15 protein-coding genes and 1 riboswitch are annotated in these 17,117 nt (G+C 38.0%); all 15 genes read left to right on the top strand.

Going from position 1 to position 17,117, the window contains the following annotated elements:
• Positions 1-338 precede the first annotated feature (338 nt).
• The 15 genes from ytvI to ACFQ0V_RS07695 all read left to right on the top strand — a co-directional run bounded on the left by ytvI (position 339) and on the right by ACFQ0V_RS07695 (position 17,064).
• Positions 339-1,454: a sporulation integral membrane protein YtvI gene (gene ytvI / locus ACFQ0V_RS07625; protein ID WP_381011798.1), complete on the top strand. Its 1,116-nt coding sequence runs from the start codon at positions 339-341 to the stop codon at positions 1,452-1,454.
• Positions 1,455-1,652: 198 nt separating this feature from the next.
• Positions 1,653-1,800, top strand: a riboswitch (FMN riboswitch).
• 58 nt (positions 1,801-1,858) lie between these two features.
• Positions 1,859-2,950 (top strand): bifunctional diaminohydroxyphosphoribosylaminopyrimidine deaminase/5-amino-6-(5-phosphoribosylamino)uracil reductase RibD, encoded by a 1,092-nt coding sequence (gene ribD / locus ACFQ0V_RS07630; RefSeq protein ID WP_381011801.1) that lies wholly within the window; start codon positions 1,859-1,861, stop codon positions 2,948-2,950.
• Positions 2,932-3,582, top strand: a complete 651-nt coding sequence (gene ribE, locus ACFQ0V_RS07635; protein WP_381011804.1) for a riboflavin synthase — start codon at positions 2,932-2,934, stop codon at positions 3,580-3,582. The genes ribD and ribE overlap by 19 nt, the downstream gene beginning before the upstream one ends.
• Positions 3,583-3,592: 10 nt before the next feature.
• Complete coding sequence (locus tag ACFQ0V_RS07640) at positions 3,593-4,786, top strand: bifunctional 3,4-dihydroxy-2-butanone-4-phosphate synthase/GTP cyclohydrolase II (RefSeq protein ID WP_381011807.1); 1,194 nt, start codon at positions 3,593-3,595, stop codon at positions 4,784-4,786.
• A gap of 6 nt (positions 4,787-4,792) precedes the next feature.
• Complete coding sequence (ribH, locus tag ACFQ0V_RS07645) at positions 4,793-5,257, top strand: 6,7-dimethyl-8-ribityllumazine synthase (RefSeq protein WP_381011810.1); 465 nt, start codon at positions 4,793-4,795, stop codon at positions 5,255-5,257.
• Between the two features lie 67 nt (positions 5,258-5,324).
• Entirely contained in the window at positions 5,325-5,798 is a 474-nt protein-coding gene (locus tag ACFQ0V_RS07650) for a glutathione peroxidase (RefSeq protein WP_381011813.1), read from the top strand.
• Positions 5,799-5,885: 87 nt separating this feature from the next.
• Positions 5,886-6,728, top strand: a complete 843-nt coding sequence (locus ACFQ0V_RS07655) for an SIS domain-containing protein (protein WP_381011816.1) — start codon at positions 5,886-5,888, stop codon at positions 6,726-6,728.
• Between the two features lie 250 nt (positions 6,729-6,978).
• Positions 6,979-9,153 (top strand): DEAD/DEAH box helicase family protein, encoded by a 2,175-nt coding sequence (locus tag ACFQ0V_RS07660; protein WP_381011819.1) that lies wholly within the window; start codon positions 6,979-6,981, stop codon positions 9,151-9,153.
• Positions 9,150-9,326 (top strand): hypothetical protein, encoded by a 177-nt coding sequence (locus tag ACFQ0V_RS07665; RefSeq protein WP_381011822.1) that lies wholly within the window; start codon positions 9,150-9,152, stop codon positions 9,324-9,326. The genes ACFQ0V_RS07660 and ACFQ0V_RS07665 overlap by 4 nt, the downstream gene beginning before the upstream one ends.
• Positions 9,327-9,346: 20 nt before the next feature.
• On the top strand, positions 9,347-10,294 hold the full coding sequence (locus tag ACFQ0V_RS07670; RefSeq protein WP_381011825.1) for an AAA family ATPase: 948 nt from the start codon (positions 9,347-9,349) through the stop codon (positions 10,292-10,294).
• Between the two features lie 44 nt (positions 10,295-10,338).
• Entirely contained in the window at positions 10,339-11,358 is a 1,020-nt protein-coding gene (locus ACFQ0V_RS07675; RefSeq protein ID WP_381011828.1) for a hypothetical protein, read from the top strand.
• Positions 11,355-11,939 (top strand): hypothetical protein, encoded by a 585-nt coding sequence (locus ACFQ0V_RS07680; RefSeq protein WP_381011830.1) that lies wholly within the window; start codon positions 11,355-11,357, stop codon positions 11,937-11,939. Before ACFQ0V_RS07675 ends, ACFQ0V_RS07680 begins: the two co-directional genes overlap by 4 nt.
• Before the next feature lie 87 nt (positions 11,940-12,026).
• Positions 12,027-12,899 (top strand): DUF4007 family protein, encoded by an 873-nt coding sequence (locus ACFQ0V_RS07685; RefSeq protein ID WP_381011833.1) that lies wholly within the window; start codon positions 12,027-12,029, stop codon positions 12,897-12,899.
• A 200-nt stretch (positions 12,900-13,099) separates the two neighbouring features.
• On the top strand, positions 13,100-16,330 hold the full coding sequence (locus ACFQ0V_RS07690; protein WP_381011835.1) for a hypothetical protein: 3,231 nt from the start codon (positions 13,100-13,102) through the stop codon (positions 16,328-16,330).
• 23 nt (positions 16,331-16,353) lie between these two features.
• Positions 16,354-17,064 carry a hypothetical protein gene (locus ACFQ0V_RS07695; protein ID WP_381011838.1) on the top strand — a complete coding sequence of 237 codons (711 nt, stop codon included), beginning with the start codon at positions 16,354-16,356 and terminating at the stop codon, positions 17,062-17,064.
• Positions 17,065-17,117: the final 53 nt, after the last annotated feature.

Genomic DNA, 17,117 nt, shown 5'->3' on the forward strand with positions numbered 1-17,117 from the left:
CCTCGTTTATATAGTTGAAAAAATATACTGCATCTTTATTATAGCGCATTTTTTAGAAAGATAGTGAAAATTACATGAAACTATCCAAATATTCTGTGCCAATATCGAAACATTCATGAACTTTTTATTTAAAACGTTCGTGTTTTGAGAGAGTGTCCTATAAATTAGAAATAGCTCTTTACAATTAAAGTGTAATGATGAATGAAGAAATCGAATCGTACTTTGATGAATTGCATAGAAGGATTAATCTTTTTCGTCATTTTGTTTCATAAGAAGGAAAAAAGGGGATAAATAGTCTATGCTATAAATATATTAAAATAATGTAAAAGGAGATTGTTATGGACCCTACGACTCGCACTGAAAAGCAACGGACATTCATTATACGTGTTGCTTATATTGCCATTATTTTAACGTTAATCGTGTTGTTTTTTAAATACGTATTTCCTGTTATTATGCCGTTCGTCATCGCCTTTTTAATCGCAGCGACTTGTATGCCGATCGTTCGTTGGTTGACGAAAAGGACGCCACTTCACAATGTGAGAGTGTGGGCGCTCATCGTCATCTTCGCGCTCTATACGTTAATCGGTAGCCTCATCACTTGGCTCGTTTTTAAAAGTTTAGGATGGATAGGAGATGCGGTAAAACAAGCGCCTCATCTTTATTACGACAGTATTTTACCCGCACTTGAAAAGGTGAAAGAGTGGAGTGAAGCGATATTTGCACGCATTTCACCTGAATTATCATCGCAATATCGCTCGATGTTAAATGATGTTTTAAAATCGATTACGAATGCAATCATTTCATGGTCTGGAGATTTAGCTGGAATTATTACATCTTTCTCACTTTCTTTACCGAGCTTCTTCATTACCGTGTCATTTGCTTTACTCGCTTCTGTTTTCATCATTTGGGACTTCGATCAATTAAAGCGATTTTTCCTCGCTCAATTACAACCGAAAACTATTACTTTCTTAAGTAAAGTAAAAAACAGTTTTGGAAAAAGTGTTTTCGATTATGTAAAAGCGTATATGATTATCGCTTCTATAACATTTGTTGAGCTTGCGGTCGGATTTTTAATTATCGGATTACCGAATGCGGTCGGAATTGCGGCTGGAATTGCCATTTTTGATATGATTCCAGTATTCGGTACAGGGGGAATTATGGTCCCTTGGATCATCATCGCCTTCTTAAATGGAAACATTACATTAGGTATTCAACTTGCGGTCATTTACGGAGTAGTGACGCTCGTACGCAATGTGATGGAACCGAAAATTGTCGGAACGAAACTCGGTTTGAACACCGTTTTAGCATTGTTCGTCATGTATGTCGGATTGAAAGTGTTCGGATTTATCGGTATGATTTTCGCGCCGATTGTGACAGTTATGGTGATCAATTTCAATAAGACAGAAAATATGAATTGGTGGAAAACGGTTCCGGAAAAGCAACAAGAAAAATGAAATAAATGGAAAATATCAAAAGTGAATGTCTTTCATTTTTGACGCTTTTTATTTTCTTTATTTTTTTAAAAAGTATTTTAAAGTATTGATATAGATAGACTAAATGATTTTACAAAATAATAATTAATTATTTAAAAATAATAAAAGAAAAGACTTTGCATTTTTCAGAAAGCTATGATACAGTTTTTCACAAGATGTTTTTTCCTTCGGGGCAAGGTGCAATTCCTTACCGACGGTGACTCGAACGAGCGTGTTCGACAGTCCGTGACCCGCAAGCATATCGCGAGCGGCTGAGCTGGTGAAATTCCGGCACCGACAGTTAAAGTCTGGATGGGAGAAGGAAAATGTCGTGTTTTTTCAACATGCCTCTGTTCGTATATGACGTACAAGAGGAGGCGATGCCAATGACAGATTTACACTATATGCAGTTTGCATTACAGTTAGCGAAAGAGACGATTGGCCAAACGTCACCGAATCCTTCTGTTGGCGCAGTATGTGTCAAGCAAGGAGAAATTTTAGGAATCGGGACGCATTTAAGAGCCGGTGATGCTCATGCGGAAGTCCACGCTTTACAAATGGCAGGAGACCGAGCACAAGGAGCAGATCTATACGTCACGTTAGAGCCGTGTTCCCATACGGGACGCACAGGAGCTTGTAGCGATGCGATTATTCGAAGCGGAATCCGCCGCGTCATCGTGGCGACGGTAGATCCGAATGAACGAGTCGCAGGGCGCGGAATTGCAAAGTTGCGCGCAGCTGGTATAGAAGTGGACGTTGGTTTATGCGAACGAGAAGCAAACATGTTGAATCGACCATTTTTTCATTACATACAAACAGGAATGCCTTATACGACATTGAAAGCAGCCATCACCCTCGATGGTCGACTCGCCACATCCCGTGGCGACAGCAAATGGATCACATCTGCGGAAGCGCGTCACCACGTGCATGAACTCCGCCACCAATACGATGCGATTCTCGTCGGAAGCGGCACTGTTTTAGATGATAACCCATTTTTAACCACCCGATTACCCCAAGGTGGAAAACATCCCATACGAATTATTTTAGATCGGCGACTTCAAACGCCAATCGATGCAAATGTTGTGACCGATGGAGCGGTACAAACGATCATATTTACGACGAGCGACCGAAATGTTGCGTATCCTTCTCATTTCGTACGAGTCGAACGCATTGACCCGTCACGTCCTTTTTTGCGCACCGTTTTAAAAAAATTAGGTGAAGAAGGCATTATGACGCTATTTGTCGAAGGTGGTCCGTCCATTCATGCGAGTATGATTGAAGAACGATTAGCGCAAGATGCGTACGTTTTCATTGCGCCAAAATTAATCGGAAACGGACCGAGTTTATTTACGTCGGACCGTGCAGAAATGAATGACAGTACGAAGCTCCAATTTGAACGAGTGACACAAGTCGGTCCTGATATTTTAGCGTATGCTCAATTCGAAAAGGAGGACGATTCATGTTCACAGGAATTATAGAAGAAATCGGTGCGATTCGTGCGATTCAACCTTCTTCTGCCGGCATGAAATTAACGATTACTGGAGAGAAAGTGTTACAAGATGCAAAAATTGGCGACAGCATCGCCGTGAACGGTGTTTGTTTAACGGTGGAAACGCTCGGAGCGAACGCATTTACCGCAGATGTTATGCATGAAACGATGAAAGCGACTACATTAGGCTCGCTCAGCACGCAAAGTGCAGTCAATTTAGAGCGAGCGCTCGCAGCGGGAGACCGATTTGGCGGTCATTTCGTGTCGGGACATGTCGATACAGTCGGTCAGATCGTGAAGACGCGTCGTAAAGATAATGCGCGTTACGTCGAAATTGATATTCCCGAACCGTTTCGCCGTTACCTCATTCAAAAAGGCTCAGTAGCGGTAGACGGGACGTCACTCACTTTATTTGGTGTGACGGAGCGAGGATTTATCATTTCGCTCATTCCGACGACTGAACGCGATACGGTATTAGGCGCGAAAGATGTCGGCGATCCGGTAAATATCGAGTGTGATATGTTTGCGAAATATATCGATGAACTATTGACGGCAAGAGAACAAACGACTCAATCGAGCGGTGTGACGATGGACGTATTAATGCAAAATGGATTTGTATAGGAGGGGTTTTATGTTTGCGACAATTGAACGAGCGATAGAAGAATTGAAGCGTGGTAAAGCGATTATCGTCGTTGATGATGAAGATCGTGAAAATGAAGGGGATTTCGTATCATTAGCTGAATTTACAGATGGCGCAATGGTGAACTTTATGGCGACAGAAGGACGCGGATTAATTTGTGTGCCGATGACAGAAGAGCGGGCGGAAGCGCTAGAGTTCAATCCGATGGTGACGAACAATAGTGACCCGTACGGAACGGCGTTTACGGTAAGTGTCGATCACGAAAGTTGTCATACGGGCATTTCAGCTTTTGAACGGGCGACGACGATCGAACGACTCCTTGCGAAAGATGCCCGACCTGAAGAATTTAAAAGACCGGGACATATTTTTCCGCTCATCGCCAAACGTGGCGGCGTGTTGAAACGTGCAGGCCATACGGAAGCGGCTGTCGATTTTGCGAAATTGGCAGGCAGTGAGCCAGTCGGTGTCATTTGTGAAATTATGAATGAAGACGGCACGATGGCACGACTTCCAGACTTAGAGAAAATTGCCGAGCGACTTGATCTCGTCATCGTTTCGATCGAGCAATTGATCGAATACCGTCGACATGAAGAACGACTGATCGAACGGATTGTCGAGACGAAAATGCCGACCGATTACGGAGAGTTTCGTGCGGTGACATATGTCGAGAAACTGACGAATCAAGAACATATCGCATTCGTTAAAGGAGACGTAGCCGGGAAAGAAGACGTGCTCGTACGCGTCCATTCGGAATGTTTAACGGGAGATGTGTTCGGTTCGAGACGTTGTGACTGCGGTCCACAACTCGATGCAGCGATGCGTCAAATCGAAGCGGCTGGAGAAGGTGTTTTACTTTATATGCGCCAAGAAGGGCGAGGCATTGGACTCGTCAATAAAATGCGCGCTTACAAACTGCAAGAAGAAGGGCTCGATACGGTCGAAGCGAACGTTGCGCTCGGATTTCCAGACGACTTGCGCGACTACGGCATCGGTGCTCAAATTTTAGCGGATCTCGGATTACGTACTTTGCACTTGTTGACGAACAACCCACGTAAAATTGCAGGGCTTGAAGGACATGGCTTACAAGTGACGAAACGCGTCGCATTAGAACTGCCGTTAAAAGAAGAAAACGCAAAATATATGGAAACGAAAAAACAAAAATTAGAACATATTTTAAGAAACTAGGAGGAAATGAATATGGTATACGAAGGATCACTCGTTGGAACAGGATTAAAAGTAGGAATAGTTGTCGGAAGATTCAATGAATTCATCACGAGCAAATTGTTAAGTGGGGCGGAAGATGCGCTCTATCGTCACGGTGTCGAAAAAGAAGACGTAGACGTCGCTTGGGTACCTGGCGCATTTGAAATTCCAATCGTGGCGAAAAAAATGGCACAAAGCGGAAAGTACGATGCGGTCGTCACATTAGGTACGGTCATTCGCGGGGCGACGACGCATTACGATTACGTTTGTAACGAAGTAGCGAAAGGCGTCTCACACGTCAATATGGAAACAGGAGTGCCGACAATTTTCGGTGTCGTCACGACAGAAACGATCGAACAGGCGATTGAACGCGCAGGAACGAAAGCAGGAAACAAAGGATGGGATTCGGCAATCGCAGCGATTGAAATGGCGAATATTCTTCGCAAGCTGTAAGCATGGTCATGTCTAAAATTTGAAAAAACGGGTACACTAGAAGTAACGTAAAGGAAGGATGATAGACATGACATTTTACAATTTCAAAATGCCCGACATTAAAGGAAATGAAGTCGATTTTGAGCAATTCCGAGGAAACATCGTGCTCGTCGTCAACACAGCGAGTGAATGCGGATTTACACCTCAATTAGAAGGGCTCGAAACATTATACCAACAATATAAAGAACAAGGTCTCGTCGTCTTAGGCTTTCCTTGTAACCAATTTGGTGGACAAGATCCAGGAAGTAACGACAAAATCGAACATTTTTGCCGATTCAATTACGGCGTCACGTTCCCGATGTTTTCAAAAATCGATGTGAACGGAGACGATGAAGCGCCACTGTACACATGGTTGAAAGACCAAAAAGGCGGCATGTTCGGAGATAAAATTAAATGGAATTTCACGAAGTTTTTAATCGACCGTAACGGAGAAGTCGTCGACCGATTCGCGCCACAAACGAAACCTGAATCGATCGAAAAGCCGATTGAACAACTGTTGTGAAGTGAAAAAAGATAGAAATGGAAGACGGAAATTCATAAAGCGATAAAATTTTCAAAATAGAAAACGCATGAAATCAAATTGTAATTGTTGATTTCATGCGTTTTTAAACTTTTTAATTACTATACACCGCTCATCGAAGACGGCACGTTATTCATCTTCATTTCGCAATCAGGCGAAACGGCTGACAGCATCGCCGCTTTGAAAAAATGTCGTGCGAACGATTGGCCAACATTAGCACTCGTCAACGTGAAACATTCCACGATGGCAAAACTTGCGGATGACGTCTTACTGTTGCATGCGGGAACAGAAGTGGCGGTCGCTTCGACGAAAGCGTACGTCGCTCAAGTGACGTTATTGAGCTTAATCGCCGGCAGTCTCGGTCGTTTTTCCGGCATGTATGAAACGTTCGACATGACGAAACAACTCGCCATCGTGCAATACGTCATGTACGAAACGTTCCAAATGCAATCGCTCATTTGCCAAACGGCTAATCAATTCGTCGATGCGAAAAACGTCTTCATTCTCGGACGTGGACTCGACTATGCGATCGCTCAAGAAGCGGCACTGAAAATAAAAGAAGTGACGTACATTCAAGCGGAAGCGTACCCGAGCGGTGAATTAAAACACGGACCGATCGCCCTCATCGAAGACGGCACACCGGTCATCGCGATCATTTCAAACAAACGAACAGTCGATCAAGTGCGCAGCAACATCGCAGAAGTAGAAGCGAGAGGAGCGCGGGTGTATGTACTGTCGTCAGAAGGACTCGAACAACCGACCGACTGGCTCACCTTACCCGCAACACACCCACTCTTCGCCCCACTCGCGATGATCGTCCCACTCCAACTCCTCAGCTACGAAATCGCCCAAGCAAAAGGACTGGACGTAGACAAACCAAGAAACCTCGCCAAAAGCGTGACGGTAGAATAAGAAAAGCAAACCCTCATATAAAAATGGGGGTTTTTGTTTGTCTAAAAATGAGTGAGAAAAACTGATGATTTCTATATTAAAATAGAAGAAATTAAAAATAGGGATAATATACTGATTTCAATTATGTATATTGTTCTAATAAATTTCATGAAAACTGGAAAATGACTAGATTTTCTAAGAACTTTTGATAAAATGGATATAATAGTATGTTATTTCTCTAAAATGTAATAAATGGCGGTGATTCTTTAAAATGTCTTTTAAAGAAATTAAAAATATAAAAAAATCGTATAAAACATTGGAAAACGATGATATTGTCAAAGATTTTTTAGTGCCTGTTATGAAATTATCTACATCTTATTTAAGAGCTGTCGGATATTTTTCTTCAGGGGCTTTAGTGCTGCTCTTACAAGGTATTCGAGAATTAATAGAAAATGGCGGGAAAATAAAAGTAATCACATCACCTCAATTGCAAGAAAATGATGTGCTTGCAATTGTAAAGGGTTACAAAGATCGTGAAGAAGTAGCACAAAATGCTTTTTTGACAACAATACAAACCGAGCTAGAAAATGATGAATATGTAGAGAGTTACTCGCTACTTTATCATTTGATTAAGCATGGTTTTTTAGAACTGAAAATTGCGACAATCCAAACGGATCGAGGATTAGGAATATATCATGAAAAAATAGGCTTACTTGAAGATGAAACAGGCGAAATGATTGCATTCGATGGATCTTTAAATGAAACATACAGTGCTTATATGGAAAATTACGAATCAATTAATGTTTTTTGTTCTTGGAAAAGTGATTTTGAATGCGAATTAGTAGAAGAAAAACATTTAGATTTTAAGCGTTTATGGGACGAAGAACATCCTGCAGTACAAGTTTCAAAAGTAGAGGAGTCTCAATTTGAAACAGTCATCGATAAAATAAAAGCACCTCCTAAATGGTTAGCTGAAATAATTGAATCGAAATCGATAGAATCAGAAGAGGAAGGTTTTTCATTGCCAAATTGGCTATCATTACGACCTTATCAAAAAGACGCTATCGCTAATTGGAAAGAGCATGGTTACCGTGGCATCTTTTCAATGGCAACAGGTACGGGAAAAACACTAACCGGATTAGCAGCAGCTGAACAGCTATATCGAGATAAACAAAAGTTACTAGGCATTGTAATTGTCGTACCTTATCAGCATCTCGTCACTCAATGGGTAGAAGATATCGAACAGTTCGGAATACAACCGATTATCGGATTTTCTGCTTCGCCACAACGTAATTGGCGCAATCAATTGAATAGTGTTACGAGACTGTTCAACTATAAAACAGAAAAGGATCCAATGTCTTTTTGCTTTATTACAACAAACGCTACGTTTCGTACAGAAGCTATACAGAAAATGTTGCGACGTTTGAAAAGAAACGTATTGTTAATTGCAGATGAAGCTCATAACTTAGGAGCGGAACATTTACAGAAAGCATTACTGCCAAATGCAGAATATCGTTTAGCTTTGTCAGCTACAATTAATCGAAAAGGAGACGTAGAAGGAACAGAGTCATTGCATAGATACTTTGGAGATGTCGTCATGGAGTACTCTTTAAAAGATGCTATTAATAGTAAGATGTTAACCCCTTATAACTATTATCCAATACCGGTTTATTTGACAGAAGATGAGCGGCACGAATATTTATCATTAACACGTCAAATTGCACGTTCAATTATTCGTGAAAAAAGTGGGAAAATAAAATTTACAGAAACAGCAAAAATGCTTTTAATTAAAAGAGCTCGTATTGTTGCTGGAGCTGAAAATAAGTTAGAAGTTCTAAAAAAAGAAATTGAACGATACAAAGATGATTCTCAAATACTCGTCTACTGTGGAGCTACTACTATTAATGATCCTTCTTATGTTGAAGGTGTATCACCTGAAGAAGAAGTGCGCCAAATTGATGCTGTTTCAAAAATGTTAGGAAATGATTTGGGAATGAAGGTTGCTCGGTTTACAGCACAAGAAAATCAGCAGGAACGCAAATTACTTATTGATACGTTCTCAAAAGGAGAGCATTTACAGGTACTCACGGCAATTCGTTGTTTAGACGAGGGTGTAAATATACCAAGTGTTGAAAAAGCGTTTATTCTAGCGAGTAGTACAAACCCTAAAGAATACGTACAGCGAAGAGGACGTGTATTAAGATTATATGAAGGAAAAGAACGAGCAGATATATATGATTTCATTACATTGCCATTTTCAGAACGAGATAGCATATTGCCTGAGGAAATAGCAAGTACAAAGAGCTTGATTGTTCGAGAATTGAAACGGTTAGAAGACTTTGCTTCTATTGCATTAAATCGTAGAGAAGCATTTGAGGTTAGTGAATTAATACGTGAACGATATTCTATCGAAGCGGTAGATATGGAAAGGAAAGATTTAGTATGACGAATTATAAAAATCAAGAAGAGATTGAATTAAATAAAGCAAAATTAAATGTAATGCGTCAAAGAATTTACATTTTAGAAAGAGACAATGTAAAAACTAAGGAATATAATCACGCTGAAATGAGAAGGCAAATTATAAAGATTGTAAATGAAGTGTACGAGTCTAATTTATAAAAGCTAAGGAGGGTTTAGCATTGATTATCCAATCCATTCAAATTGAGAACTTTAGACAGTTTAAAGGGCAACAACCATTAATAAACTTTTCGACAGATTCAGATAGGAATGTTACCGTTTTATTAGGAGATAATACATCAGGAAAAACAACTTTTCTACAAGCGTTTAACTGGTGTTTATATGGATTTGCAAATTTTAAGTCGTCAAAAGATTTGTTAAATAAAGAAGTAGAGCAAGAGGTTTTAGATAACAAGCAGTACAAAGCAATAATGAGTGTAACATTAACCTTAATGCATCATGAATATGAATATACTGTACAACGTTCTCAAGCTTATGTTAAAAGAGGAGAAGAAGTAAAGCCATTGGGAGAAGAAAGTGTAGATATTAGTCGTAAAGGTGCTGATGGTACAACCGAACAACTACAATATCCTAAAAAGAGAACAGTCATCAACAGTATTTTCCCTCAAGAACTCTCAACTTATTTTTTATACGATACGGAGCGTTTTAAAAATATTACAGAAAATGCGGATCTTAAAACAGCAGTTGAAGATTTGTTAGGTTTGACAGCATATGAAAATGCTATTGAACATATCGGTCCAATCAATTCTACAAGTACACAAAAAGTATTAGGGATGTTACGAAATAGTTTAGAGAGTGAAGATGAGAAAAACTCTCATCAATTACAAGCTCAGATTGAAAAAATAGATCAAAATATCGAAAATATAAAAAAAGAACAGATTCAGTTGGAAGAAGATATTACTTATTATGCAGAGAAAGCAAAGGAAAAACGTGGAGAATTAATGAAGTTTGCGAATGCGAAAGAAAAAGAGTTAGAGCGTCAAGAAGCAGAAAAAACATTAGATATTTATCGTTATAGTTTGAAAAAGAAGAGAGAGAGAAAATTCGAAATGATATATCTGCTCGTCCACAAAATTACTTTGCTCAACCTCTTATTCATCAAGCTTTAGAAATTCTAGAAGGTGCACAGCTTGAAGATGTTGGAATTCGAGATATGAATGCCAACTCAATCAACCACATTATTGAAAGAGGACATTGCGTTTGTGGCACACCGATAGAGAAAGAAACACCAGAATATCAATCGCTTTTAAGAGAGAAGGAATACTTACCACCTCAATCTATTGGTTTAATGATTCGTCAATTCACACAGTCTTTAAATAGTATGAAAAATAATGGGGATCGTTATGTAGAGCATGTTACTCATACACATGAAGATATTTTAAATTTGGATGTGCAAATTGGCGAGACAGAGGAACATTTAAAAGTTTTGAGCGAAGAGTTAAAAGGTATCGACAGTGTTCATGCTCTAGAAGTAGAAGTTCAAAAATATGAAGGATTTGAAAGAGAATGTCTACAGAAAAAAGGGGCAAACAATAATCAGATAGATGCATTAGAAAAACGAAAAACTAAACTCACTACAAAGCTTAGTAATTTAGCAGCAAACACAAAAACAAATCGAAAAATTCAAGAGAAAATTAAATATGTCGAAGGTGTTAGACAGTGGTTTGAAGATAGTTATAATCGTCAATCATTTGAGTTACGTGAAGATTTAGAGAAGCGTGTTAATCACTATTTCCAAGAGATGTATCACGGGAATCGAGTAGTAGAAATTGATGATCGTTATCGAGTCACATTAAAAGTGAAAAATGATATTAGACAGGATACAGAGATTGATGGTTCACAAGGCCTTGAAACAGTTAAAAACTTTGCATTTTTAGCTGGATTAGCTGACTTAGCGGAACATAAGAAACTGCAAGATAAAAAGAATGATGAGGGAATTACAGCTGTAGAATCATTACCAATGATTTTAGACGCACCCTTCTCTAATACGGATGATACTCATGTGAGCAATATTTCACGAGTATTACCTCAAGTTTCAGAGCAGTTGATTTTAATTGTGATGCAAAAAGACTTTACACATGCTGAAACAGTAATGTCTAAACATATAGGGAAGAAATATCGCTTTGTAAAGAAAAGTGAAACACATACTGAGATTGAGGAGGTATCATTATGATCTTTGACCGAACGTTATCTATTGCAGGAGAACATGGATTATATTTAGATCATTTAGCTGGTCAAGATAGTAACAGGGTTTTCAAGCGTAATATCGATGTATTCTTGATAGCTCCGTTAATTGGTTATTTACTTGGTAGATCAGAAGACATTAAAATGTCGGAGGAAGAAAAACACCCCGAGAAAAAAATTGATTTAGAGCAGTTAAATCGTGAAGCGACAACGATTGAAACGATTTTTCAACTCGTGATTTTATTACACTATGCGAAGAAAGAAAAGACAGACATCGATACGGCTGTAAATAGAGCGTTTCGAGAACCTGCTAAAATGCGAGTCATTCAGCGAGATGACGGTGAAGAAACTTATGCGAAAACGGAAGAGCATTTAGAAGATGTTGAAATTTACTTAGCTTATATGAGAGGTGGAATTAGTTATTTATATGAGCACATTATTGTAGGTGGAAATAATTTTGATGATTACATTGACAACTTTGCTGACTACCTTGAAAACTATTCAACTTACATCGAAGCTTCTTTGAATTGTCAAGAAGAATTTAAAGAAATGCCATCTACTATTCATTAATTATAAAAAAGGGAGTATTATGACTTCCTTTTTTATTTAACAGTACGTACTGGACAGAGCGACCAGTGAGAAGGAAGTGAAAAAAAGTTGGGATATAATCAACATCAAAGTTTCTATTTGAGAGATCGTTGGTTAGGAAAAGCGATTCGCAGTATCGAAACGAATCCTTCATTCTTCTTTGAGAAGGATGCTTTTGAAAAAATAGGGCTTGGAAAAAATATGGTTCAATCTTTGCGACATTGGATTAAAGCGATAGGTATTGTTGACGAAGATCGTATAAAAAAAGTACACACCTTAACTCCTTTAGGAAAGCTTATAAAAAAATATGATATTACATTGAAGTATGTCGCAACAGCAGCGATTTTACATTATGAGATTACGAAGCAAGATGAGCCTAGTACGGCATGGTACTGGTTTTTTAATGAGTTGAAAGATACTCAAATATCAAGAGAAGACTTGCTCGTTACATTTCAAAGTTGGGTGCAAAGTAGAGAAACACGAGTTGTTTCTGAAAACTCATTAAAGCGTGATGTAGATACATTGATTCGTATGTATACTGCAGGGGAGGATAATGAAGATCCTGAAGAAGTCACGTTAAGTCCTCTAGCAAATTTACAAGTAATGACTGAAAAAAATGGCATTGTATATAAAGAAGAAGCTATTATTCCGAAGCAAGATGAAATTTTTCTTATGTATGTGTTGTTAGATTACAGTCAAAGAAAAGAGCAGTATGTTTTAAATATAGATGATTTATTACAGGAGACAGGCCTATTTGGAAATATTTATAATTGGTCACGAGCGAACATTTTGAGAATGTTAAATGATTGGACTTATGAAGATGAATTTAAAATTGTGTTTACACGTACAAATAACTTAGATGTTATTCGTGTACCTGAGGTAGATCCTATTGATTTTTTAGAAACGCAGTATAAAAATAAAGAAAATGAAGAGAAGTGGTGAGTGAAATGAGTACATTTAAAACGAGTGTCAATATAAAATTTGATATTGGAAAATTATCTTTTGTACAACGTTACTTGCCTACCCCTTCGCACGCGGACTTTTTAATTGGAATGTCTCAATCTTTTATTCATAAGGAAAGTAAGGCTGCTCATATTAGTGTTGGGCCATATGGAAGTGGTAAGTCTTTAATTGCTACAATTATGGCTAATATTGTATCTCATGCTATTGAAGGTGAGGAAGCGGAGCAACTTGTTAATAAATTTCAAAAGGTACACCAAGACGTTTATGACAGTTTAACTCCTTTACTCAATTTGCCGAGGCAATATGTCCCAATTGTCTTGAATGGTAATGAAGGAGACTTTACTGAAGCTATCTTACGAAAGATAAGAGTTATCTTAAAGAAGAGAAACATAGAGATTGAAACGGCAGGTATCTTAAGACAAGTAGAAGACGTTTTAAAGATATGGAAAACAGACTTTCCAAAGACATATGAGCACTTTTTAGAGCGTTTAACAGAACGAAATATATCATTAACGGATTGGCTTTTACAAATTGAAGAACAAAATACAGATGAAATAAAGTGGTTCAGTGATCAATATACTCAACTTACGGCAGGAGCTTACTTTGAACAAAATATACAAGTTAATCTAGTTGATCAATTAACAGAAGTGCTTAAAAAGCTGAAAGAACATAATATAGGCATCTTTATTATCTATGATGAATTCGGTCGATTTTTACAAACCTTATCACCGCATAAAGTACATAAGACAATGGAAGACATTCAAGACTTAGCTGAATTTGTTGATCGTTCAGACGGTTATATGCATGTTTTATTAATATCACACCAAACAATGTCTCAATATATGTCAGGCTTCCAAGAAGATTTTCGCTCGGAGTTTCAACGAGTAGAGAAAAGATATAATACGTATTTTATCGACAGTGATATTGCGACTTATTATCGGATGACAGATCAGTATATGTCGCAATTAGCGGGTCAATACCCGATGCAAATACCTAATTTTGACGGTGTTCAAAGAAAGTTGAGACAGTATCCTCTGTTCAATGAATTAAATTCGCAAGAGATTGAGAAAATTGTCGTTGAAGGAGCCTACCCTGTTCATCCTGTATCTCTTTATTTATTGCCGAGAGTATCAAAAGTGTTTGGACAAAACGAGCGTACTTTATTTACATTTTTAGAAAGTGATGAAACAGGCGGCCTTATTAATCACGTTATACAAGAAAAAGGTTATTATTATGCTAATAAAATCTTTGATTATTTTTATCGAGATTTAGATATGACGACTTTAGATGATTTGAATCAAGATATTGTTCGACTATACAAACGGAACTTATCGAAAGTAAGTAGTGCTAAACGTAATCAATTGCAACGTGATATTTTAAAAGTCATTACATTGTGGGAATTGACGAATTCTAACGCAGTACATCCGATTGACGTGTCTTTAATCGCCTATAGTCTCGGTCAACTTGAAGATGAAGTCGAACAGTATCTCATTGAAATGGCTGAAAGAAAGTTGATTCGTTATAATCGTGTTCTTGGACATTGGGAGTTATATGAAGGAAGTTCGACAGTATTAAATACATTAATTGAGGAAGAACAAGCGAAGCTCAAATTAACATTGGAAGATCGCTTAGATTATGTACAGGAAGAATTGCCACGCAAATATTATTTAGCACGTGACTACAATGATTATCGTAATATTACGAGATTTGCGCGTGTGAAAGTAGCGGCTTCTCATCAATTGTTAGAACTTCAAAAAGAAGAAATTTTAAAGCTAGAGTCTAGAAGTCAGGAAGACGCACTAGTTTATTTAATAGTATTAACGGATGAAGAAGAATACAGTGACGTAATCAGATGGATGAAGGAAAGAAATAATCCTTATGTCTTTTATGTTATTACTCGACAACCATTTAAAGATATTGAAGGTACGATTAACCGAGAGCTTGCGATAGATACTTTATTGCAAAATCGAACACTACTATTAGAACATAATAATTTACAAGAAGAGTTACAAATTCTAAAGGAAGAGCTACATCATGAGTTTTTAGCATATATTCAGCATTATTATGCTTTTAATCGTGATAGTGAGTGGATGCATCAAGGAAATCGTATTCAACCAACGTCTGCATTGAACTTTGAGTTGATATTAAGTGAGATGATGGAAGAGCGTTATTCTATGACACCGATTATTATGAACGATGCGGTCAATCGATTTATTGTGAAAGGTGTACAACGCAAGTCGCTATATCGTGTGTTAGATGGAATTATTCAGCAACCTTATACGCCTATGTTAGGCATTGAAGGGCAAGGACCAGATTATTTAGTCTATGCAACAATATTGAAAAATCATGGTGTGTCATTACAAGATTTAGATAGATTACAAACGATTGAATATGCTCAGATGCGCAAAGATTTACAGCAACATTTGAGACAACATCCTCGTTCGTCACTTGATACATTAAGTGATATTTTACAATCAGAGCCTTATGGTATTCGACCACCGCTCATTCCGTTATTGACGTTTATGTTGTTGCGTGATTGGTTAGATCAAATTATGTTTTACCGTCACAATATGTTCGTCCCAGCGTTAGAGGCAGAAAAAATTTATGAGATGTTTAAAGAAAGTGCAGAATATGACTACGTGTTCCATGACTTTGATGAACACCAGTTAGCTTTCTTACAACAAGTAGAGACGATTGTATCGCCTTATATTAGTGAATATGTAGAAGATAAGACTTTATTAATACAAGTAAGCAGCGGCTTGTTAGGGTGGTTACGCTCATTGCCACGCCATACCCAAATGACCGAACGTGTCAGTGAAGACTTACAAACATTAAAACGTTATATTCGTCAAAGTGAGGTCAATCCTTTACTTGCTGTTGAAAGTCTCTTTGAAAAATATGGAGAGAATATAGCATTACTTAAACAACATATGCAGCAACTAGAAATGACTATGATTGAATTTAAAGAGAGTATTGAAAGCTTTATTTGTGAGCAATTAAAGATAGCTTCTATCGATCAAATGTTTGAATATCCTTCAAGCTTTACGACAGAAGAAATTGCACACAATAATTTGTTGAAAGTTTTATCAAAAAGTGATGAATTCATCGACTTTTTGAATCGTTATATCGGAGTTGAAGTAGAAGCATGGTCAGATACGACAGTCGATTTATTTTACCGACAATTTGCAAATGATGTGCAACACGCTGGTAATACAAGCGTAGAACAAGGAGATTACATCAACTTGGAGTATAATGGTAAATACCAACGTATTAAACGAGTTGAATTATCGCCAAAAGCAGAAGTAATCCATAAAAACGTGGAGAGAATGTTGCGAAATGCGGGGCGCAATGTAGAAGTAGAGGAACTACAGTATGTTCTTTTGCAGTTGCTCGATGATTATACGAAGTAATTCAGATAAGGGTGGAATGGAACATGACAGAAAGAAAACCAGTGCATATTGCAATGTATAGTGGTGGAGCATCAAGTGCCTATGTTGCTTACCAAATGGTGCAAATGTACGGGAAAGAGAATTGTATTTTATTTTTCACGAATACATTGTGGGAAGACGATGATAACTATCGATTTATGGATGAAGTAGCAGAGTATATCGGTATTGAGATTACAGAGCGAATTGATGGACGTACACCTGAAGAAGTCTTTTTTGATTCTAGATTTTTAGGAAATTCACGCTTCGCTAAATGTTCGCAAGAATTAAAAGTGCGCCAAACGATTTTGTTTTTAGAAGAATTGAGAGATGAGCATCAATTAGAGCCGATTCTCTATTTCGGGATCGGTCCACATGAGGCACATCGTGCGGAAAATCTTACTCATTTTTATGAGCATTATCCTGTAGAGCCGGTAGAGACTAGATTCCCGATGATTGATACATTCCGTGAAGATGTTGATGTGAAGGCCATTATCGAAGAAGAGTGGGGTATTAAACTCCCTCGTATGTATGAACTCGGTTTCTCACATGCCAACTGTGCAGGACGTTGCGTTCGTGGAGGGTTTCAACATTATGCTCAATTGTATAGTGTATGGCCAGATCAGTATGCTTTACAAGAAGAAATGGAAGAAAATTTCCGCTCTGAGTTCCAAAAGGACGTTTCGATTCTTAAGAAAGATAGCACGCCTGTTGATTAACTAAGTTTTACCAATAAAATGCAATAAAAAAGAGAGATTCCATGTAAAATGTA

This window comes from Savagea faecisuis (assembly GCF_042675605.1).
Lineage (GTDB): Bacteria > Bacillota > Bacilli > Bacillales_A > Planococcaceae > Savagea > Savagea faecisuis.

Bases quoted from the DNA above. Each gene is read 5' to 3' on its own strand.
- ytvI (WP_381011798.1), top strand. From the start codon at position 339: ATGGACCCTACGACTCGCACTGAAAAGCAACGGACATTCATTATACGT.
- ribD (WP_381011801.1), top strand. From the start codon at position 1,859: ATGACAGATTTACACTATATGCAGTTTGCATTACAGTTAGCGAAAGAG.
- ribE (WP_381011804.1), top strand. From the start codon at position 2,932: ATGTTCACAGGAATTATAGAAGAAATCGGTGCGATTCGTGCGATTCAA.
- ACFQ0V_RS07640 (WP_381011807.1), top strand. From the start codon at position 3,593: ATGTTTGCGACAATTGAACGAGCGATAGAAGAATTGAAGCGTGGTAAA.
- ribH (WP_381011810.1), top strand. From the start codon at position 4,793: ATGAATATGGTATACGAAGGATCACTCGTTGGAACAGGATTAAAAGTA.
- ACFQ0V_RS07650 (WP_381011813.1), top strand. From the start codon at position 5,325: ATGACATTTTACAATTTCAAAATGCCCGACATTAAAGGAAATGAAGTC.
- ACFQ0V_RS07660 (WP_381011819.1), top strand. From the start codon at position 6,979: ATGTCTTTTAAAGAAATTAAAAATATAAAAAAATCGTATAAAACATTG.
- ACFQ0V_RS07665 (WP_381011822.1), top strand. From the start codon at position 9,150: ATGACGAATTATAAAAATCAAGAAGAGATTGAATTAAATAAAGCAAAA.
- ACFQ0V_RS07675 (WP_381011828.1), top strand. From the start codon at position 10,339: ATGAATGCCAACTCAATCAACCACATTATTGAAAGAGGACATTGCGTT.
- ACFQ0V_RS07680 (WP_381011830.1), top strand. From the start codon at position 11,355: ATGATCTTTGACCGAACGTTATCTATTGCAGGAGAACATGGATTATAT.
- ACFQ0V_RS07690 (WP_381011835.1), top strand. From the start codon at position 13,100: ATGGCTAATATTGTATCTCATGCTATTGAAGGTGAGGAAGCGGAGCAA.
- ACFQ0V_RS07695 (WP_381011838.1), top strand. From the start codon at position 16,354: ATGACAGAAAGAAAACCAGTGCATATTGCAATGTATAGTGGTGGAGCA.